This is a genomic window from Pseudomonas sp. BSw22131 (assembly GCF_026810445.1).
GTDB lineage: Bacteria > Pseudomonadota > Gammaproteobacteria > Pseudomonadales > Pseudomonadaceae > Aquipseudomonas > Aquipseudomonas huanghezhanensis.
The window spans coordinates 2,759,859-2,780,260 of record NZ_CP113949.1 but is presented as its reverse complement, the minus strand read 5'-3'; the positions used below and the strand labels follow the sequence as shown (position 1 = coordinate 2,780,260).

Here is a 20,402-nt window from a genome sequence, read left to right as displayed (position 1 = left end):
GGCGGCTTGCGTGTTGAACCCGAGCTGACGCCGCGTGAATGGATTCGCGCCTACAGATAGCCTGTAGTTTTAGGGTGTATGGGCGATCCTGGCCGTACGTAGAACCTGCAGGAGCGAATTCATTCGCGAGACGTTCGGCCAGATCCAATCCCTGAGACCGCCGCTACGGCTCATCAAACGGCAGCGGCTCCTCGGAGCCCCGGCGCACGGCGAATACGTTCAGGGTCATCGCCACCAGTGCGTAATACCCCAACAACCCGGTCAGTTCGACAACCGCGGGCTCTCCAAACGCCTGCACCGCCTGCGCGTAAAGGTCGTCGTCGATACGTCGGGTCTCATACAACGCCTTGCCGAATCCATAGATCAAACGCTCGTCGTCCCGAGTAAACGGTGGCAGCGTCTGCTTGTGTAGCGCGTCGATAACTGCCTCCGACACGCCCGCCGAGCGCGCGATGGGCTCGTGGATCTGCCACTCGGCCTGGGACTGCCACCAGGCGGCAGTAAAGAGGATGGCCAGTTCGGTGAGGCGTAACTCAAGACGCGTCCCATACCGACAGAACGCGCCCAGTCGCTGGGCGTGATCAGCCAGCGCCGGGCTGTGAATCCAGGCCAGAAACGGGCCGTCCAGATTGCCTCGCGGGCCGCTGACGATCTCCTTGAGCACGGCGCGCTGGGCGTCGTCCATGCTCGCTTCGTGCAGCGGTGTGAGGCGTGATTGAATGGCCATGGCAATAACCTCGAAACGGATACAGCGTCGTTTGCTCGACGCTCAGATAAGTCGGCGATGTCCTACGGGTGAGGGTCATTCTCGACAAGCAGTGGTGCCGCCAGCATAGGTAAATCTACTGCGACAGCGCCAGCGCACAAGCCCGAAATGCTGCCCTCGACCCTAACCCGTGCGCCCCACAGGCCTGGCCATAACGACCCGCGCGTTGAAATCTGCTGCATTGCCGCACAGAATCGCGTCCCGCCCGGCCTGCTGTGCCGGAGGTTGATGTTGAAAAGGGGCTGGCGTTGAACGAACACACATTGTCTGCGCGTCTTGAGCGCGTGGCGGCTCAGGTGCCTGAAGGCGCCCGACTGGCTGACATCGGCTCGGACCACGGCTACCTGCCGGTGGCGCTGATGCGACGTGGCGTCATCGTCGCAGCCGTGGCGGGCGAAGTGGCGCTGACGCCGATGCTCTCGGCTGAACGCAACGTTCGGGAAAACGGTTTCGAGTCGTTGATCATCGTGCGTCTGGCCAACGGTCTGGAGGCGATCCAGCCCGAGGACTGCATCACCGCGATCAGTCTCTGCGGCATGGGCGGCGAGACCATTCGCGACATTCTCGACGAGGGCAAGGTGCGCCTGAACGGCAAGGAGCGTCTGATCCTGCAACCCAACGGCGGCGAGCAACCGCTGCGCCAATGGTTGATGGAAAACGGCTATCGCCTTGTTCACGAGGAAGTGCTCCGGGAAAACCGGTTTGACTACGAAATCATCGTCGCCGAGCGTGTCGGACCGGTCATGTACAGCGACCAGGAGCTGTACTTCGGCCCGCTGCAAATGCAGGCACGCAGCCCGGCTTTCCTGCTCAAGTGGCAGCGCAGGTTGCGTCAGAAACAGAAAACCCTGACCCACCTCGCCCGAGCGCGGCAATCCCTGCCTGAGGAAAAATTGCAGGACCTCGTCCGCAAGATTCAGTGGATTACTGATTTGCTGGCGACTTGATTACCACCGACCATCGACCCTACCACGCACCCGACATCGCCCTGCCGCTCCACATCAATGCCCTTGCTGCCAGCGTTTGCAAACGAACTCAACGCTGTAACCGTGCGGGCCCAGGACATTCGCGGCGAAGTATTCGGGGGTCGTAATGCAGTCGCGGGCCGGCGCTTCGGCAAGTCAGAGTTTTTACCAGTCGGTGAAACGCAAGCTTCTCAACAATGCGCCACTGCACCAGAATTGGCCCTTACGCCTGATACGAGACTGAAATGACGATTAACTTCAATACCGCCATCGAACGCCGCGCGACGGGCAGCAAGAAATGGAGTCAATACGCCGACGACGTGCTGCCGATGTGGGTCGCGGACATGGACTTCCCCGTGGCGCCGGCCATTCTCGCGGCCTTGCAGGCTCGGCTTGAGCATCCACTGCTGGGCTATGCCGTGGTTCAGGACAGCCTGCGGGAAACACTGGTCAAGCACCTCTGGAGCGCTTACGCGTGGCGCATCCAGTCAGAAGACCTGGTGTTTTTACCCGGTGTCGAGCCGGGTGTGAACATGGCGTTGCACGCATTGGTGCCAAGCGGCGCGGGCGTCGCGGTTCAGACCCCCAATTACTCGCCCCTGCTGCAAGCGCCCTCCCATTGGCGTCTGCCGCGCATCGACCTGCCGCTTCGGGCGGATGCCCACGGCGAATACCACACGGACATTGCGGCGCTCGATGAGGCGCTCAAACATGCTGGCGCGTTGTTGCTGAGCAATCCGCACAACCCGCTCGGCAAAGTGTTTCATGACGAAGAACTGCAACTGATTGCCGACGCCTGCGTTCGCCATGACGTGCTGCTCATTTCCGATGAAATCCACGCCGATATCCTGTTCGACGGCAGACGTCATATCCCCATCGCATCAATCAGTCCGCAGATCGCGTCACGCAGCGTGACGCTGATGTCGGCGAGCAAGGCCTGGAACATTGCCGGGCTCAAGACTGCGTTTGCAGTGATCCAGAATCCCGAGCTGCGGCAGCGCTTCAACGCTGGGCGTCTGGGGATGGTGGACAGCGTTAATGCGTTGGGGCTGGACGCTACGCAAGCGGCATACAGCGAAGGCGCCGACTGGTTGCGGCAGATGCTGGCGTACCTGCAAGGCAACCGCGATTACCTGGCCGAGGCCGTTCGCGCACGTTTGCCGGGTATCAAGATGCATGTGCCACAAAGCACTTACCTGGCATGGCTGGACTGCTCGGGCTTGGGGCTGGACAACCCGCAACAGTTTTTCCTGGAGAACGCCAAGGTCGCGCTGAGCGCAGGCCATGAGTTCGGCGAAGACTGCGGGCAGTTCGTGCGCCTGAACTTCGGCTGCCCGCGCGACATGCTTGAAGAAGGCCTCTCGCGCCTGGAGCGAAGCCTGGCGGATGAAGCTGCCAGGCTTCGTCACGCGGACTGAGAACACTGTGCTGAGTCACACTGAGCCGGGGCATGCCTCGCAATGCCCGGCCCAGTGGTGGCTGACTCAGTAGCCCAGAGACAGGCCGGTATTACGACGTGGGTCGTTGGCGCCGTAAAACCGGTTGTTGCCCACCGGTTTGCCGCCCAGCGATGGCGCGCCCACCAGGATCGCCTTACCCGATGCCGATGCCGATGCCGATGCCGATGCCGATGCGACGAAATCTTCGTCGGCCGACGACGTTGCACCACTGCTGTGGTCTCAGGAGGGTGTTCTTTGGTGGCAGACCATGACTATCGTGTCCGGCAAACCACCAAGCGCTATCCCCGCGCTGTTACTTAGATGCTCAGTCCACTGTTCAAGCCCCCCCGTGAACCCCGCACAGGATTTCCGATGGCCCGCACTTTCCGCTCCCTTGAGGGCTACAACTACCGCATATGGGCCATCGGCGCCCTCATCTCCAACATCGGCACCTGGATGCAGCGCACCGCACAGGACTGGCTAGTGCTGACTCAGCTGACCGAACAAAACGCCACGGCGCTGGGCGTGGTATTGGCGCTACAGTTTGGCCCGATGTTGCTGCTCTTGCCGTTCAGTGGTGCCGCGGCGGACCACTTCGACCGGCGCAAATTGCTGATCGCCACGCAAGTGATCATGGGCTTGCTGGCACTCGGCCTGGGTTTGCTGACCGTAACCGGCCACGTGACGCTATGGCAGGTGTATGTCTTTGCCTTTCTGTCGGGCTGCGTTGCGGCGTTCGATGCACCCGCGCGGCAGACATTTGTCTCGGATCTTGTGGACGAAAACCAGTTATCCAACGCTGTCGCGCTCAATTCGTTGTCGTTCAACGCAGCGCGCATGATCGGCCCTGCGGTTGCCGGTGGGTTGATACCGTTTCTGGGGACTGGCTGGGTGCTGTTGAGCAATGCCATCACGTTTATCGCGATGATTTACGCGTTGAGCCTGCTGCGGGTCAGGGAGATGAACGTGCGGGCCAGGCCCGTCCGGGCAAGGGGTAATCTGATGGAAGGTTTTCGCTATGTGTGGCGGCGGCCTGACTTGAAGGCGATGCTGCTCATGCTGTTTCTGGTGGGGACATTCGGGCTGAATTTTCCGATTTTCATCTCGACCATGGCGGTCAGCGTCTACGGCGCAGGCTCCGGCCACTACGGTTTGCTGACGTCGATCATGGCCATCGGCTCGGTAACCGGCGCCCTTCTGGCCGCACGGCGTGGCAGGCCCAGTGCGAGGTTGTTGCTGGTGGCGATTTCGATCTTCGGTGGAGGCTTTGCGTTGGCGGCGATCATGCCCAACTTTTGGCTCTTCGGCGCCGCGCTGTTCGTGCTGGGTATTTCGGCGCAGACCTTCACCACCTCCTCCAACAGCATGGTGCAACTGTCGACAGACCCGCTGATGCGCGGACGTGTGATGGCTATCCTGCTGGCGACGACATTGGGCGGCACACCGATTGGCGCACCGATCGTGGGCTGGGTCGCCGATACCTTCGGGCCGCGCTGGGCGATGGTGATCGGCGGAGCATCAGGCATCGCCGCCGCGCTGGTGTGGACCCGTTATCTGGTGAAATACCGGGATTTGAAAGCGGGATTCAGCGGAGGACGGTTTACCTTTTCAATGTCAAAAGAGGCCGTTCCGGTGGACGTCGCCCGTTCGTTATAGACATGTGACAGATCAGTCCCCTCCTTTTGGAACTGACGAGCCTGGGCGAGGCCGCGATGCAATCTGCCTGACACACTGCAATCGCGGCCTCGCGCCGGCTCGTCAGCTCAAAAGCAATAAGAGCATCTCGCAGTCTCTTCAACGCCGATAAAAGGCAATTGCGTTGGGCAGTAAAACCCGGCCCGTCGCGAATGAATTCGCATCTCCAGGTTCAGTGCCAGGCATAGGCTTTTTAGCGCCCGTGTCGGCTCAGAACCAGCGATCGTTGCGCTTGCGGCCGCGGGTCAGCGCCGGAAGGATGAGGCCCAGCAGCAACCCTGCCCCGGCGATGCTGCCGCCATAAACCATGTAGCGCATCAGCACCTGATTATTCTCATCGCCGAGCTTGGCCTGGGTGGCACGCAACTCGGACTGGGCGTCGGTCAACTGGGCGTTCAAGTCCTTGGCGCGAGCCTCGAGCTCGTCCACCAGTTTCTTGCGCGAATCCAGGGTTTCCTGCATGCCCTGCACTTTGGTTTTCCAGTCATCGTCGATGGTCTTCAACTGACCACTGAGGTCACTGACCTGCTGCGTGAGTTGCGGCAAGCGTTCGGTCTGGCCAGGCACTTGCTGCAGATCACTGGACGGAATCCACACCGTCTCGCCGGACGTGCCACGCACCTGACTGTAGTCGCCCTGAGTGTTGACGAGCTCAACTTTCTGACCCGATTTGAGCGTGCCGACAATCCGGTAACCGTCGGTTGGACCGCTGCGCACGTAAGTGCTCAACGTGTCACTGACCCAGCGATCCTTGCCGCTGGTTTCGGCACGCGCATCGACGCACACAAGAAGCATGCTTCCCAACAGGCCGGCGCTGAGCAAACGGCGTCGAGCGACCGGATTGGAAAACGTAAAACGAAGACGGGAAGAAGACTGAAGTGGCGGCATGGAGGGATCTTCACAAAATAAAAAAGAAAAGGCCTGGATGGTCGGGCCGGTGACGATGGACATAGCCTGCGCCTGCAACACAAACACAATGCTGCAACTGCTGGAGAAGTCGGGCGCGCAAGAAAATCGTGAAGAACCCGAAGCCATAAGACCCCGGCACAGCTTGCCGCGCAGTGGTCAACAGACCGCCGAAAAAGTCTCGGGTTCACTACAGAGGCGTGACATTCGTCAGACAATTCCTTGAACGTTGCAGGACTTTGGCGCTCGTGAGCCGCGAAACACCTCTAATTCAGCATTGTCCGGAACCCGCTGACTCGTAAGAAAGACGATATGTGAATGGCCTTTTCACAAGCTGTTCACCCGCCATTCACCCGATGCCGCGTATGTTGACCAAGCCTGTACTCAACGCCACCCCCCTCTCGGGAAAGACCACGTGAACCACACTCGCTATCGCTTTTACCTGATCAATATCGGGATTCCGCTGCTGATCGCACTCGGGCTGTTTCTAGCGTTCGACCTGACCAACCTCGACGTGCTGATCAGTGACGCGCTGTACAACACCACCACCCATGAGTTTGTGCTGGGTCATAACAAACTGTTCGAAAACTTCACTCACCGGTGGGCGCGCATCATTCCGAACTGGACGGGAGAAGCCGCAATGATTGGCGCGTTTCTGTCGTTTGTCTGGCCGCTTTTTCGGGCCGACAAACACGCGTCAATCATCGCCTGGATGGAAAGAACCCGCGTTGCGCAGTTCTTGCAGTTCTTGACTCGCCATCGCCGGGACTTGCTGTTTGTGGTGGTTTCATTCGCCGTGACCACCGGTTTCATCCACTACTTCAAGAGCCACACCAGCGTGTTCTGCCCGGTGGAAACCACGCTGTATGGCGGTATTGAAGAGAAGCGCGAGTGGTTCGAAAACTTCAACCTGCTCCACGAAGCGGGCAAAGGCCGGTGCTGGCCGGGCGGTCACGCGTCAGGCGGCTTCACCATGATGGCGCTGTACTTCGTCGCGTTACGTTATCGCTGGAGACATGCCAAGGCGGTGCTGGTCGCGACCCTGCTGCTGGGATTCTTCTACGGCACGACGCGGATCTTCCAGGGCTGGCATTTCATGTCTCACACGCCTTGGGCCGGGGTGATCGTCTGGTTCTCGATGTTCTTCACGGCGATGGCGTTCTACGGCCGGGCGAGGCTCGATCCTGACTACGTTGCGCCCGACCGGGCCCGGACAGCACCCGCAACTACCTGATAAAACCTTGTCGCAACCGGACGCGCTCAAACCGGACCGGTTGCCGACACCAGCGACACCTCGAAACAACACCCCGAAGGTTGCCGGCTGATCAGCGTTACGCTCCAGTCCTGGTTGGCGCAGATCCGCTGAACCAGCGAAAGCCCAAGGCCCAGGCCCTCCCCACGTTGCTCGTCGCCCCGCACAAAGGGCTGGAACATCGCCGCACGTTTCTCTTCGGGAATACCGATGCCGCTGTCCTCGACGGTGAAGCCGGTGGCCGTCAGCGTTAGTCGGATAAACCCTTCGTCGGTGTAATGCCAGGCGTTGCGCAACAGATTGCCCATCACCGAACGCAGCAACGGGCCGTTGTACAGCACCGCATTGTCATCGCGGGACAGGTACTCGAATCTCAGGTTCTTTTCTTCGATGGGCCCCCGCCACAGCTCGGTCAGCTCATCGGCGATCTGCCGCAGGGTCGACTGCCGGCCCTCATGCGAATGCCGGCCTTCGGTGCGTGCCAGCAGCAAAAACGTTTCGACCAGTTGCTTCATGCCAAGCGTCGCGTTGTTGATGCGCACCACCTGCATGCGCGAGCGCTCATCGAGCCCCGGGTATTCCAGCAGCAGTTCGCAGGACGACGCCAGTACCATCAACGGCGTGCGCAGTTCGTGGCTGACGTCGCTGGTGAACAGTTTTTCGCGGCTCAATGTGCCGCGCAGCCGGCCAAGGGTTTCATCGAAAGACACCGCCAGCGCACCGACTTCGTCCTTGGCGTAGTTCTCGGCCAGCGCCGGCGCCACGTCCAGCAACTGATCGCGGTGATGAACCTGCCCTGCAAGACGTGCTACCGGCGCCATCACCCTGGACGCCAACAGGCGCCCCAGCAGCACCGCAAGCAGCACACTGAGTACAAAACCCACCAGCACGATGCCGAACAGAATTCGCTCACGCTTCTCGAAAAGGCGTTGATCGCGCAACAGCACGTAGCGTCGGTCACCGACCAGCTGGACCATCGCGTAATAGGCTTTATCGCCGCGAAAAAGCTCTTGAAAACCGGGCGCGAGATCCTTGAGATCGTCGGTGAGCGCCAGTTCTTCTCTGCCCTCTTGAGCGTAAAACAGCTCGTCTTTCTCAGGACGGTGCCGCCAGTCGCTCATGTTTTCCATCACCATCAGCCGGTGCAGATTGCCGCTCAGGCTGACGGTCGCAAGTTTTTTCTCAACCACGTGCACAGTGGCGATGATGCCGATCGCAAATATACCGGCGACGACTGCACTCATCAGCGCGAACACGATGACGATTCGTTGCTTCAAGCTGTGTTTGATGTCCATGGAGTTCCATGCGAAAGCCGATTCCGTCTGTACGTCGCGGCCCGTGTTGCAGGTCGCGAAGAAGGATTATCCTGCGTGGCATGTCATGGTTTCGTCAAAATCGAGGGATCGGCTGTCAGGGTGTCTGAGGGCGAACGGATCGGTTATCCGGCCTGAGCCAAAACATCGCCGCTGCGCATCCGGCCATCAGCACGCAGGTGACGATAAACACCAGCGGCATACCGAAATGGCCACCCATGTACCCGCCCGTCAACGGTCCCAGGACCTGGCCAACGTATTGACTGGACGTCGAATAACCCAGCATTCGCCCGGCCACGCTGTCTGGCACGGCGTGACGAATGATCGCCGCTATGCACGGCAACAGCCCGCCCAAGGCAATGCCCATCACAAAACGCAACGCGACCAGTTGCCAGGCGTTCGTCACGAATGCCTGCGGTATCAGCGTCACCGCCGCCGATGCAAGGCAGATCATCACCACGTTCCAGTGCCCTGCCCGGTCCGCCAGCTTACCGATGCGCGACGCCGACAATACGCTGGCGAACGCCGTGGCCGACATCACCAGGCCGGCCATCAGCGTGACGTTTTCGGTATGCAGCTGGCTCAGGTAAACGGTGATGATCGGCTCGATGGACATGATTGAAAACATCACCAGGCACGCGACCACCAGCATGGTGATGACGGGTACTTTGTCGCTGATGACGGACCACGGGCGAACCGAGGGCGGGCGCTTTTCACCGACTGCGCGGGTGGGTCGGGGTGCTTCCTTCATGAGCAGCAGCGTCGCCAGAAACGTGATGAAGATCACCCCGCCCGCCAGAAAAAACGTATTGCGAATGCCGATCAGCGGCGGCAGGAAACCGCCAATCAGTGGCCCTGCAAGGTTGCCGGCCATGATCCCCGAGGACAGCATGCCCAGCGCCCAACCTGAGCGCTCCCGTGGGGTTTGCGTGGCCACCAGAATGATTGCCCCCGACGCGTACCCGCCCAGCAATCCTGCCAGCAAGCGCAGCCCCACCAACTCATAGATATTTTCCGCCAGGCCAATCAACGACATCGCAATAGCCATGCCCAGGCTGGCGCGGATCAGCATCAATTTGCGACCGTAGCGGTCCCCGAGTCGTCCCCACAAAGGCGCCGTCAGGGCAGCCGACAAGAAGGTCGCACCAAACGCCACGCCCGACCATTGCACGATAGCTGCAGGCTCACTCACGCCAAGATGTTCGACGTACAACGGCAGGAACGGCAGCAGCAACGTCATCGCGACAATGGTGGTGAACGCACCCATCACGCAGACCGCGAGGTTGCGTTTCCAGTAGACATCTGTGAGGTATTGAGCCGGAGAATCAGTCATAAGAAGGCCATGCACGGGATCGAAATGTCACGGTAGTGGTTGCTGACGGATACATAAAATTCATGTTTTTTATACTGAGGATTCCCAAATGGAATACACAATTTGATCTTCTCCGTCGCCACTATTTCCTTCATGCTCACCGGCCATTCGCCCTCGAACCGGACGCGCCGTGGACCGTATTCAGGAAATGACGATTTTCGTTGCCGTCGCCGAACACGCCAGCTTTGCCGCTGTGGCGCGGCACTTCGTGGTGTCGACGGCGACAGTTACCCGCGCCGTTGCGCAACTGGAGCGCCGACTGGGGACGCTGCTGGTGGTACGCACCACACGCCAGCTGCGACTGACCGAATCAGGCGTTCGTTTCGCCGCAGACTGCCGGCGTTTGCTGGCTGATCTGAGCGAAGCCGAAAGCTCCGCCGCAGGGATTCACGCCAGCCCTAGCGGCCTGTTGACGGTCACTGCGCCCCAGGTGTTTGGCGATCTTCATGTAACGCCCGTGCTCGCCCAATACCTGGCACTCAACCCGCAGGTCGAAATCCGTGGCCTGCTGATGGACCGCGTCGCGCCAATGCTTGACGAAGGCATTGATGTGGCCGTGCGCATCGGCCACCTGCCGGATTCGTCGCTGACCGCTGTTGCTGTGGGCAGCGTGCGACGCATGGTCTGTGCATCGCCCGCTTATCTCGCGGTCCACGGCAGCCCGCACCACCCCCATGAGCTGATCGACCGAGCCACGGTCAGCGCCGTGATGGCCGAACGCAGCCCAGCCTGGACATTCACCATCGACGGCCAGCGGCAGACATTGAACGTGCATTCAAGGCTGTCGCTGACCTCGTTTAACGCTGCGATTCACGTCGCACTTGACGGGTGGGGGCTGACACAAGTGCCGTCCTACCAGGTTCGTGCACACCTTGAGTCCGGCCGTTTGTGCACGGTGCTTGAAGGGTTTGAAGTACCGGGTTTGCCGGTGCATGTGGTGTATGCGGAGGGTCGCAAGGGCTCGTCTAAAGTGCGCTCTTTCGTGGACTTTTGCGTGACCCGACTGCGTGAGGACCTGGATTACAGCGTTGCAAAACCTGCAATGCTCAGTTGAGGGCGCTGGTTGTTCCGCATGCCGAAGCTATTCCCCACAATAGTCTTTTGCGCAGTCAATGCGGCCCCCAGAGGACTCATCACCATGAACCGCCAGCCCATCAAATTCTATCGCGCAGCACTGTCCGGCCACTGCCATCGCGTTCAACTGATGATGAGCCTGCTAGGGCTTGAGTACGACATCATCGAGGTCGATCTGGCCAACGGCGAACACAGAAGGCAGCCGTTCCTGTCGATGAACAGCTTCGGCCAAGTGCCCGTGATTGACGACAACGGCCAGGTTTTCGCCGACGCCAACGCCATCCTTGTCTATCTCGCCATCCAGTACGGAGGACGGCAATGGTTGCCGGAGGATCCTGTCGGCGCGGCACAGGTTCAACGCTGGCTCTCGGCCGCGGCCGGCCCATTGGCGTATGAGTTGTGTCGGGCACGGCTGGTGACTGTTTTCGACGCGCCCTATGCACCCGCTCCGCTGATTGCCGCCAGCCACGCATTGCTCGCGGTCATGGAGCAGGAATTGACCTCGCGGGACTGGTTGGCTGGCGACACACCTACCCTCGCGGATATCGCCAATTACGCTTACGTTGCCCACGGCCCCGAAGGCAATGTCTCGTTGCAGCCCTACCCGAACGTGCGCGCATGGCTCGAACACGTTGAAGCACTTCCGGGGTTTACAGGCATGGGCAAATCAGTCGCCGGGCTGCGGGCTTGAAGGTCAAACGGCGCAATTGCTTTCGATCATGCCGTGTATCGACAATCAGCATTTCTTGATGAGCAACCCAGGGCACAGGCTAGTCGGATACACAAAGCACGCTGGGTCATGTGCTTGACGACGACGCAACCCTTTGGAGCACTCACATGAAATATCCGACGTTCATCGCCCTTTCGTTGTTCAGCACATTCGCGTCGGCCAACGGTGCTGTCGATACCGCCAGGGCCCAGCCGGTGCCTGAGGCCGTGGCGTACACTTATTCGCAAACGCTCGACATCGCGAAAGTGATCGACATTACGACCGCTGCCGACGTCGCCACTGCGTGTGGTCCGGTCGAGTCACACATGGTCTACCTCGACAGCAAAGGCGTGAAACACAACCTTGAATACACCCGTCTGGGCGATGGCTGCCAGAGTGGCTGAGAAAACGACGCGTTTTCGCACTGCCGCTATGATCAATTGAGGGTTAAAGTGGTTTCGCAGCACGGTAGCCCAGCTACCCTGCGCGCGGCCCTTCGCTGCCGTGTTTTCCGTTCAATTAAATGAAGGAAGTCCCGAGTGAATCAAACCTCTCACGAAGCCACTGTCGCCGAATTGATAGTCGACGCCATGCGTCAGGGCCAGAAGATCACCGAGATTCATCCCCATTACGTGCCTGTCGATAAAGTTAGCGCGTACGCCCTGCAACAACACATCCTCAAACTGCGTGACACGACCATTGGCGGATGGAAGGTCGGCTCCAAATCTCCTACCGGCCCCATTCAGGGGTCTCTGCTGCCGGATGACGGGCTGTTCGCCAGTGGTAGCCAGCTCGAGTACACCGATTACCCGTCGCCTATCCTGGAGCTTGAAATCGCCTTTCGCCTCAACCGCGCCTTCACGCCACGCGAGCAGCCTTACTCCGATGAAGAGGTGCTGAGCAGCATCGGTTCGATGGGGGCAACCATAGAAGTGGTTTCAAGCCGTTTCGCCGCATGGCCGAAGATCGAGCCTCTGCTGGCGCTGGGTGACCTGCTCAATCACGGGGCGCTGATTGTGGGTGAATTTGTTGATTACGAGCCCGACTTCCCGTTTATCGAACCCGCACTGACGCTGACTTATGCCGACGAGGACATCGTCCCCGGCGACGGCGCCAACCCGGCAGGCGATCCACGGCGGTTGCTGCCATGGCTGGTGAATCACTACACCACACAAGGCAACACGCTGACCCCGGAGATCATCATCACCACCGGCTCTTACACCGGGATGTATCGGACCCAGGGCGCAGGCCTGGCAGTGGGAGAAATCCGCGGCTTGCCACCGATCTCTTTCGAGCTGGTGTGATGGACTGAATCCGTAGGAACACCCGTCGCCAAAGCTCACTGTGAGCCTTTAGAGCCAACGTGTTGTCAAGGCGGCGTCGGATATTGAATCACCCACGACCTGTTGGAGTGGCGGCTTCCGACTTGCCCGCGAACACGCTGTGTCAATCGACAAATCAGTCGTTTGAACAGTCCCCTTCGCGGGCAGGCCACGCTCCGACAGGTCCCTGTCGGTAAGTTGAATCCTGATCTGCCTGACCTCAGCCCTGCAGCCAGTACCCCGGCCGGTTGTAAACCTCTTTAAGAAACGCGATAAAAAAGCGCACTTTTGCCGGCAAGTAGTGCTGCTGCGGATACACCGCCTGAATGTCGTAGCTGGGCAGCGCGAAATCGTCCAGCACGGTGATCAATGTTCCGTTTTGCACCGCGCTCTGAATCTCCCACCATGAACGCCAGCTCAAGCCCAGGCCGCGTTTTGCCCAGTCAAACAGCAACTCGCCGTCGTTGCAGTAAAGATTGCCGCCGACCTTGATCGCCACGGGCTTGCCGTCGCGCTGAAACGTCCAGCCCCTGTGCTGCCCGCCCTGCAAGTTGAACGACAGGCAGTTATGCCCCGCGAGGTCTTCCAGTTGCAGCGGCCTGCCGTGGCGCTCGAAGTACGACGGTGCGCCACACACCACGCGCTTGTTGGCGTACAGCTTGATCGCCACGTAGTTGGGGTCGAGCACTTCGCCAATCCTGATGCTCATGTCATACCCCTCCTGCACCAGGTCCACCACGCTGTCAGTCAGGTTGAACGACAGTTGCAGATCAGGGAATCGCGCCTGAAATTCCGGGGCATGCGGCGCAACGTGGTGCCGACCGAAACCGGCGGGTGCTGATATCACCAAGTGCCCACGCACGCTGTTTTCGTTCTCACTGATGCTGGCGTCCAGGTCCTCGAACGACTGCAACACAGCCTTGGCGTTTTCCAGATACGACTCCCCTGAGTCGGTCAGGGTCAGCCCACGGGTCGAGCGATGGATCAGCTTCACGCCCAGCCGATCCTCCAGTGCACTCAGGCGGCGGCCCATGATCACCGGGGTCACACCTTCCACCAATGCCGCGGCGGCAAAGCTGCCGCGTGTCGCCACCAGCACGTAACTGCGCACTTCTGTGTAGCGGTCCATTCGATACTCCCGATACCGACAGAAAGGATAAAAACAGCTATTCACCTGAAAGCGCTTTCGATTCAGTCTGGCGACATACAAAAACTACTGAGTCAGGAGACTAGCAAAATGACCCGCATGAGAGCCATCGAATCCGCCGTTCTGGTGATGCGCCGTGAAGGGGTCGATACCGCATTCGGTATCCCCGGCGCTGCAATCAACCCGCTGTACGCCGCGTTCAAAAAGCTTGGCGGCGTCGATCACGTGCTGGCGCGGCACGTTGAAGGCGCGTCGCACATGGCTGAGGGGTACACACGCGCAGTGGCCGGGAACATTGGCGTGTGCATTGGCACCTCCGGTCCTGCGGGCACTGACATGATCACCGGCCTGTATTCGGCGTCGGCCGATTCGATCCCGATTTTGTGCATCACCGGGCAAGCCCCTCGCGCGCGGCTGCACAAGGAAGACTTTCAGGCGGTAGATATCGCCAGCATCGCTGCACCGGTTGCCAAATGGGCGACCACGGTCATGGAGCCGGGCCAGGTGCCGTACGTGTTTCAAAAAGCCTTCCAGTTGATGCGCAGCGGTCGGCCAGGGCCGGTGCTGATCGACCTTCCGTTCGACGTACAAATGGCTGAGATCGAGTTCGACATCGAGGCCTACGAACCGCTGCCTGTCGTCAAGCCTCGCGCAAGCCGCAAGCAGATCGAAAAGGCTCTCACCCTCCTGAATGCAGCCGAACGGCCGCTGATCGTCGCGGGCGGCGGCGTCATCAATGCCGACGCTTGCGAGGCGCTGGTGGCGTTCGCGGAGCTGACCGGCATCCCGGTGATTCCTACGCTCATGGGCTGGGGAGTCATCCCCGATGATCATCCGCAAATGGCCGGCATGGTCGGTTTGCAAACGTCTCACCGGTACGGCAACGCCACCCTGCTCGCCTCCGACATGGTGATGGGCATCGGCAATCGTTGGGCCAATCGCCACACCGGCACGGTCTCGGTCTACAGCCAAGGTCGCACTTTTATTCACATCGACATCGAGCCCACGCAGATCGGGCGAGTGTTGATGCCCGACCTCGGGATAGTGTCCGACGCAGGCGCGGCACTGGACATGCTGCTGGAGGTCGCCCGGGAATGGCACACCGCAGGGAAACTCAAGGACAGACGCGCCTGGCTCGCCAGTTGCCAGGAACGCAAGCGCACGCTGAAACGCAAGACCCATTTCGAGAACATTCCGGTCAAGCCCCAGCGCGTGTACGAGGAAATGAACCAGTACTTCGGCAAGGACACGTGTTACGTCAGCACCATCGGCTTGTCGCAGATCGCCGGGGCGCAGTTTCTGCACGTCTACAAGCCACGGCACTGGATTAACTGCGGACAGGCAGGGCCGCTGGGCTGGACCCTTCCCGCCGCGCTGGGCGTGGTGAAGGCCGACCCGAGCCGCCAGGTGGTGGCATTGTCGGGCGACTATGACTTCCAGTTCATGATCGAAGAGCTGGCCGTGGGCGCGCAGTTCAAGCTGCCGTACATCCATGTGGTGGTGAACAATTCTTACCTGGGGTTGATCCGCCAGGCGCAGCGCAACTTCGACATCGATTTCTGCGTGCAACTGGGTTTCGACAACATCAATGCGCCGGAGCTTGAGGGCTACGGGGTCGATCACATCGCGGTCGCCGAGGGGCTGGGTTGCAAGGCGATTCGGGTCACCGACCCGGAACAGCTTCAAGCGGCGTTCGCACAAGCAACACGCTTGATGCAGCAGCACCGCGTGCCGGTGGTGGTCGAGATCATTCTGGAGCGCGTGACCAACATTGCGATGGGCACCGAGATAAACGCAATCAATGAGTTCGAAGCGCTGGCCGAAACCCGCGCCGATGCGCCGACCGCCATCAGCCTGATGAATTGATCGCTCGCCCTGATGCTTGAGCAATGAGGAAACTGATATGCCACGTTTATGCGCCAATCTTTCCATGCTGTTCACGGAATTGCCGTTTTTGCAGCGCTTCGAAGCGGCCGCCCGCGCGGGCTTCAGCGGTGTCGAATATCTGTTCCCCTATGACTTCAGTTCCGCGCAGATCAAGGCCGAGCTTGAGGCCAACGGACTGACACAAGTGCTGTTCAACCTGCCCGCAGGCGACTGGGCCAACGGTGAGCGAGGGATCGCCTGCCACCCTGACCGGGTCGAGGAATTCCGGGCCGGGGTCGACCTCGCCATCGCCTACGCCAAGGTGCTGGAGAACACGCAGGTCAACTGTCTGGCCGGGATAAGGCCGCATGGGCCCGATGAGCAACAGCTGGAAACAACGTTGGTCGGCAACCTGCGTTACGCCGCCGACAGGCTGCAAGCCGAGGGTATCGACCTGGTGATGGAGATGATCAACACCCGCGATATCCCTGGGTTTTACCTGACACATACCCGGCAGGCGCTGGCGATTCGCGAGAAGGTCGGCAGCCGTAACCTGTCGCTGCAATACGACATTTATCACATGCAAATCATGGAGGGCGACTTGGCGCGCACGATGGAAGAGCATCTCCCGGCGATTCGCCACGTGCAACTGGCAGACAACCCCGGCCGCCATGAGCCCGGGACGGGCGAGATCAATTATCCGTTTTTGTTTGAGCATCTGGACCGGTTGGGCTATCGCGGCTGGATCGGTTGCGAATACAAACCGCTGACCACTACCCAGGCCGGGCTTGGCTGGCTGAAGACCCATAACCTGATTTGAGCCTTCGGCAGCCTCAAGCTGTTAGCTACAAGCTGCAAGACGCGCAGCTGGCTCTTCAAACTTGGAGCTTGGGCTTAAAACGTGTAGCTGACCCCACAGACATATCGATCTTCCAAAAAAACAAGAGGTCATCATGGCTAACATCGGCTTTATCGGCACCGGCATCATGGGGCTGCCCATGGCGCATAATCTGCAAAATGCAGGGCATCAATTGTTTCTGTCACGTCACTTCAGTGCGCCGCCCACTTCGCTGGTCGACACTGGCGCGAGGGTGTTGGGCAACCCGCAAGAAGTGGCCCAAGAGGCAGAGTTCATCATCGTCATGCTGCCCGACACCCCGCAGGTAGACGACGTGCTGTTCGGCAAAAACGGCGTCGGGCTTGGAACGGGGGCCGGCAAGGTGGTGATCGATATGAGTTCGATCTCGCCCTCCGCCACCAAGGCCTTCGCCGAGAAAATCAACGCCACCGGCGCTCGCTACCTCGATGCCCCGGTGTCCGGCGGCGAGGTGGGCGCCAAGGCCGCGACGCTGAGCATCATGGTCGGCGGTGATCAAGAGACCTTCGAGCGCGCGCTGCCGCTGTTCCAGACCATGGGCAAAAACATCACGCGTGTTGGCGGCAACGGCGACGGCCAGACGGCGAAAGTCGCTAACCAGATAATTGTTGCGCTGAATATTCAGGCGGTGGCCGAGGCGCTGTTGTTCGCGTCCAAAAACGGCGCCGACCCGGCCAGGGTGCGGGAGGCGTTGATGGGGGGATTTGCGTCGTCCAGGATTCTGGAAGTACATGGCGAGCGCATGATCAAGGGCACCTTCAACCCCGGTTTCCGGATATCGCTGCACCAAAAGGACCTCAATCTCGCGCTCCAAGGCGCAAGAGAGCTGAACCTAAACCTGCCCAACACCGCCAACGCCCAGCAAGTGTTCAGCACCTGCGCGGCGCTGGGCGGCAGCGACTGGGATCACTCGGCGCTGATCAAAGGGCTTGAACACATGGCCAGCTTCTCGATTCGGGGGGATCACACGCCGCAGTGACGCCATCGCGAGCAAGCTCCCTCTCATCAAACATAAGATATGTCGTTAATCTACAAGGCCCCAAAATTTCGCTTCTGCCGCAGGCGTGGGAGCTCGGCTTGCCAGCGATGGGCTGCGCAGCAGTCCTGAAACCAGACGCCCTAGTCGTTTCTGACACGCCGCTCTGTCAGGATTCACTGCCGCTTCGCGGCAGATCGCAGGCAAACGGAACACCGCCCGGCCAGCTTCCACGCCATTCGGACAGAAGCAAAAACAGAAGCGTGTGCTGCCAATGTTTGCTGCGCGACGGCGCGGCGTCTGGACGACGGGGGATCTCCTACAGGATTTGCATCTGGCGTGATGTCGGGTGACAGGCAGTTCCCACCCCTCCGGCAGAAGCAACATCGACAGAGAATAAGGCGTTAATACCAAAACGCCCCCGCAAATGGCTGCGGGGGCGCTTGGGTGTTGCAGGTGACTTAGTAACGCGAGGAAATCAGTCCTCGCTGTCACCTTGTGCCGGCTTGAGGATCAGCACCGCCAGTGGCGGCAGGTTCAATACCAGCGACAGCGGTTGGCCGTGGCTGCCGATCTCATCGGTTTTCACACCACCGCCGTTACCCACATTCGAGCCCGCATAGGTGCCGGCGTCGCTGTTGAGCAACTCGGTCCACTTGCCACCAAACGGCACGCCGATGCGATAGTCCTCTCGCGGTACCGGCGTCATGTTGGCGATCACCAGCACGGGCTCACCTTCTTTGCTCCAACGCAGGAACGCATACACGCTGTTGGCCGCGTCATCGCCGATCAACCACTGGAACCCTTTAGGATCGCAGTCCTGCTCATGCAGAGCTTTTTCCGAGCGATACAGCCGGTTGAGGTCGCTGACCAGCGTGTGAACGCCCTTGTGCTCGGCGTATTGCAGGAAGTGCCAATCCAGCTCGGTATCGTGGTTCCACTCACGCCACTGCCCAAACTCACAACCCATGAACAACAGCTTCTTGCCAGGGTGGGTCCACATGAACGCCAGATACGCGCGCAGGTTAGCAAACTTCTGCCAGCGGTCGCCGGGCATCTTGTCGATCAGCGAGTGTTTGCCGTGGACCACTTCATCGTGGGAGATCGGCAGAATGAAACGCTCGGACCACGCGTACATCAGACCAAAACTCAGCTCGCCATGGTGATGGCTGCGGTTGATCGGGTCCTGCTCGATGTAATGCAGCGTGTCGTGCATCCATCCCATGTTCCACTTGTAGTTGAAGCCCAGACCGCCCTCTTGCACGGGATTGGTCACACCCGGCCAGGCCGTGGATTCCTCGGCGATGACCAGCGCACCCGGTGCTTCCAGCGCGACGACTTCGTTCAGGTGGCGCAGAAAATCGATGGCTTCGAGGTTTTCCCGGCCGCCGTAACGGTTCGGCACCCACTCGCCAGCCTTGCGCGAATAGTCGCGGTACAGCATCGACGCCACTGCATCGACCCGCAGGCCATCAATGTGGAAATGCTTGAGCCAGTGCAGCCCGGACGCCAGCATGAACCCGTGCACCTCGGTGCGACCGAGGTTATAGATCAGCGTGTCCCAATCCTGGTGGAAGCCTTCTTGCGGGTTGGCGTACTCGTACAACGCAGTGCCGTCGAATTGCGCCAGACCGTGAGTGTCGGTCGGGAAATGCGCAGGCACCCAATCGAGAATCACCCCGATGCTGTTCTGGTGGCAGGCATTGACGAACGCTGCAAAATCGTCCGGCGTGCCGTAACGGGCCGACGGCGCGAATTGTGAGAGCAACTGATAGCCCCACGAGCCACCAAACGGATGCTCCATGATGGGCATCAGCTCGATGTGGGTGAAACCCAGATCCTTGATGTACGGGATCAGCTTGTCGGCCAGCTCATGCCAGTTGTACGGACGGTCCGGCTCGTCGTCACCGCCGTGGTGCCATTGCCAGGACCCGGCATGCAGTTCGTAGATCGACAGCGGTGCATCGAGTCCGTGCTTGTCGCCGCGTGACTGCATCCAGTCGTTGTCTTGCCAGTCAAACTGCAACGGCGTGGCAACGCGTGATGCCGTGTCGGGTGGCAGGGTCGTGGCCAGTGCCAGCGGATCGGCCTTCAACGGCAAGATACCGTGCTGGCCGAGGATTTCGTATTTGTACACTTCGCCGGGCGTCAGACGCGGGATGAAGATTTCCCACACGCCAGAAGGGTCGCGTTGACGCATGGGGTGGCGACGGCCGTCCCAGGCGTTGAAGTTACCCACCACCGACACCCTGCGCGCGTTAGGTGCCCACACCGAGAAACGCACACCCGCAACACCGTCGACATTAACCACCTGAGCGCCCATGGCGGAGCTCAGGTCGCGGTGGTTGCCTTCGGCGAACAAGTACAAGTCCATCTCGCCCAGCAGCAAACCAAAGCTGTAAGGGTCTTCGGTGATTTGCTCGCCGGTGGCCCAGTTGATTTTCAGCAGGTAGGGCTGACGCGTCTTGAAATGGCCGGCAAAAAAGCCCGGCTTGTCACTCATGGTCAACTCGCCCAGGTCCTGGTGGTCGTCTCTGGACAACACACGAACGGACAACGCGCCGGGCAGATAGGCGCGGATGACCTGGCCGTCAGCGCCATCACTGTGCGGGCCAAGCATGGAAAACGGGTCACGGTGTTCGGCGCGAATCAACGCGTCCATATCGCCGGCACCAGGCAACAACGTGTGGTTGCCTTCGCCGAATTGGTCAGACGCACTCATT

18 protein-coding genes and 1 pseudogene are annotated in these 20,402 nt (G+C 60.1%); 12 read left to right on the top strand and 7 right to left on the bottom strand.

Going from position 1 to position 20,402, the window contains the following annotated elements; translation table 11 throughout:
• Positions 1 to 163: 163 nt before the first annotated feature.
• Positions 164 to 727 (bottom strand): carboxymuconolactone decarboxylase family protein, encoded by a 564-nt coding sequence (locus OYW20_RS12355; RefSeq protein WP_268800957.1) that lies wholly within the window; start codon positions 725 to 727, stop codon positions 164 to 166.
• Positions 728 to 1,014: 287 nt separating this feature from the next.
• Here OYW20_RS12355 and OYW20_RS12350 point away from each other — a divergent pair, with 287 nt between their 5' ends.
• Together OYW20_RS12350 and OYW20_RS12340 are read left to right on the top strand one after the other, a co-directional pair.
• Positions 1,015 to 1,713, top strand: coding sequence for a tRNA (adenine(22)-N(1))-methyltransferase (locus tag OYW20_RS12350; protein ID WP_268800956.1), 699 nt, complete (start codon positions 1,015 to 1,017; stop codon positions 1,711 to 1,713).
• Between the two features lie 263 nt (positions 1,714 to 1,976).
• A complete protein-coding gene (locus OYW20_RS12340) occupies positions 1,977 to 3,149 on the top strand; it encodes a MalY/PatB family protein (RefSeq protein ID WP_268800955.1) in 1,173 nt (390 codons plus the stop codon).
• Positions 3,150 to 3,215: 66 nt separating this feature from the next.
• On the opposite strand, the pseudogene OYW20_RS12335 reads toward OYW20_RS12340, so the two are convergent.
• Positions 3,216 to 3,323, bottom strand: a pseudogene (locus OYW20_RS12335) (gamma-glutamyltransferase); the annotation flags it as partial.
• Positions 3,324 to 3,542: 219 nt separating this feature from the next.
• Here OYW20_RS12335 and OYW20_RS12330 point away from each other — a divergent pair.
• Positions 3,543 to 4,826 carry an MFS transporter gene (locus OYW20_RS12330; RefSeq protein ID WP_268800954.1) on the top strand — a complete coding sequence of 428 codons (1,284 nt, stop codon included), beginning with the start codon at positions 3,543 to 3,545 and terminating at the stop codon, positions 4,824 to 4,826.
• Between the two features lie 249 nt (positions 4,827 to 5,075).
• Here the strand turns inward: OYW20_RS12330 and OYW20_RS12325 are convergent, their stop codons facing one another.
• Positions 5,076 to 5,660, bottom strand: a complete 585-nt coding sequence (locus tag OYW20_RS12325) for a TIGR04211 family SH3 domain-containing protein (RefSeq protein WP_408005513.1) — start codon at positions 5,658 to 5,660, stop codon at positions 5,076 to 5,078.
• A 91-nt stretch (positions 5,661 to 5,751) separates the two neighbouring features.
• On the opposite strand from OYW20_RS12325, the gene OYW20_RS12320 reads away from it, so the two are divergent.
• Together OYW20_RS12320 and OYW20_RS12315 are read left to right on the top strand one after the other, a co-directional pair.
• Positions 5,752 to 5,997 carry a hypothetical protein gene (locus OYW20_RS12320; RefSeq protein ID WP_268800952.1) on the top strand — a complete coding sequence of 82 codons (246 nt, stop codon included), beginning with the start codon at positions 5,752 to 5,754 and terminating at the stop codon, positions 5,995 to 5,997.
• 189 nt (positions 5,998 to 6,186) lie between these two features.
• A complete protein-coding gene (locus OYW20_RS12315; RefSeq protein WP_268800951.1) occupies positions 6,187 to 7,005 on the top strand; it encodes a phosphatase PAP2 family protein in 819 nt (272 codons plus the stop codon).
• Between the two features lie 26 nt (positions 7,006 to 7,031).
• Here OYW20_RS12315 and OYW20_RS12310 read toward each other — a convergent pair whose 3' ends face one another.
• Positions 7,032 to 8,318 (bottom strand): sensor histidine kinase, encoded by a 1,287-nt coding sequence (locus OYW20_RS12310; RefSeq protein ID WP_268800950.1) that lies wholly within the window; start codon positions 8,316 to 8,318, stop codon positions 7,032 to 7,034.
• A 115-nt stretch (positions 8,319 to 8,433) separates the two neighbouring features.
• Entirely contained in the window at positions 8,434 to 9,669 is a 1,236-nt protein-coding gene (locus tag OYW20_RS12305) for an MFS transporter (RefSeq protein ID WP_268800949.1), read from the bottom strand.
• Positions 9,670 to 9,838: 169 nt separating this feature from the next.
• On the opposite strand from OYW20_RS12305, the gene OYW20_RS12300 reads away from it, so the two are divergent.
• From OYW20_RS12300 to OYW20_RS12285, 4 genes are all read left to right on the top strand, one after another.
• The gene (locus OYW20_RS12300; protein WP_268800948.1) at positions 9,839 to 10,762 is read left to right on the top strand and encodes a LysR family transcriptional regulator; all 924 of its coding nucleotides are present in this window, start codon (positions 9,839 to 9,841) and stop codon (positions 10,760 to 10,762) included.
• An 84-nt stretch (positions 10,763 to 10,846) separates the two neighbouring features.
• Positions 10,847 to 11,473 carry a glutathione S-transferase family protein gene (locus OYW20_RS12295; protein ID WP_268800947.1) on the top strand — a complete coding sequence of 209 codons (627 nt, stop codon included), beginning with the start codon at positions 10,847 to 10,849 and terminating at the stop codon, positions 11,471 to 11,473.
• Positions 11,474 to 11,619: 146 nt separating this feature from the next.
• Positions 11,620 to 11,895, top strand: a complete 276-nt coding sequence (locus tag OYW20_RS12290; protein WP_268800946.1) for a DUF2790 domain-containing protein — start codon at positions 11,620 to 11,622, stop codon at positions 11,893 to 11,895.
• A gap of 135 nt (positions 11,896 to 12,030) precedes the next feature.
• Positions 12,031 to 12,795, top strand: coding sequence for a 2-keto-4-pentenoate hydratase (locus OYW20_RS12285; RefSeq protein ID WP_268800945.1), 765 nt, complete (start codon positions 12,031 to 12,033; stop codon positions 12,793 to 12,795).
• A gap of 238 nt (positions 12,796 to 13,033) precedes the next feature.
• On the opposite strand, the gene OYW20_RS12280 is transcribed toward OYW20_RS12285, so the two are convergent.
• The gene (locus OYW20_RS12280) at positions 13,034 to 13,942 is read right to left on the bottom strand and encodes a LysR family transcriptional regulator (protein WP_268800944.1); all 909 of its coding nucleotides are present in this window, start codon (positions 13,940 to 13,942) and stop codon (positions 13,034 to 13,036) included.
• 108 nt (positions 13,943 to 14,050) lie between these two features.
• Here OYW20_RS12280 and gcl point away from each other — a divergent pair, with 108 nt between their 5' ends.
• The 3 genes from gcl to OYW20_RS12265 all read left to right on the top strand — a co-directional run bounded on the left by gcl (position 14,051) and on the right by OYW20_RS12265 (position 17,682).
• Entirely contained in the window at positions 14,051 to 15,826 is a 1,776-nt protein-coding gene (gene gcl, locus OYW20_RS12275; RefSeq protein WP_268800943.1) for a glyoxylate carboligase, read from the top strand.
• Between the two features lie 37 nt (positions 15,827 to 15,863).
• Entirely contained in the window at positions 15,864 to 16,646 is a 783-nt protein-coding gene (hyi, locus tag OYW20_RS12270; protein ID WP_268800942.1) for a hydroxypyruvate isomerase, read from the top strand.
• 133 nt (positions 16,647 to 16,779) lie between these two features.
• Positions 16,780 to 17,682, top strand: coding sequence for a 2-hydroxy-3-oxopropionate reductase (locus OYW20_RS12265; RefSeq protein ID WP_268800941.1), 903 nt, complete (start codon positions 16,780 to 16,782; stop codon positions 17,680 to 17,682).
• A gap of 475 nt (positions 17,683 to 18,157) precedes the next feature.
• On the opposite strand, the gene glgB is transcribed toward OYW20_RS12265, so the two are convergent.
• Positions 18,158 to 20,401 (bottom strand): 1,4-alpha-glucan branching protein GlgB, encoded by a 2,244-nt coding sequence (gene glgB, locus OYW20_RS12260; protein ID WP_268800940.1) that lies wholly within the window; start codon positions 20,399 to 20,401, stop codon positions 18,158 to 18,160.
• Position 20,402: the final 1 nt, after the last annotated feature.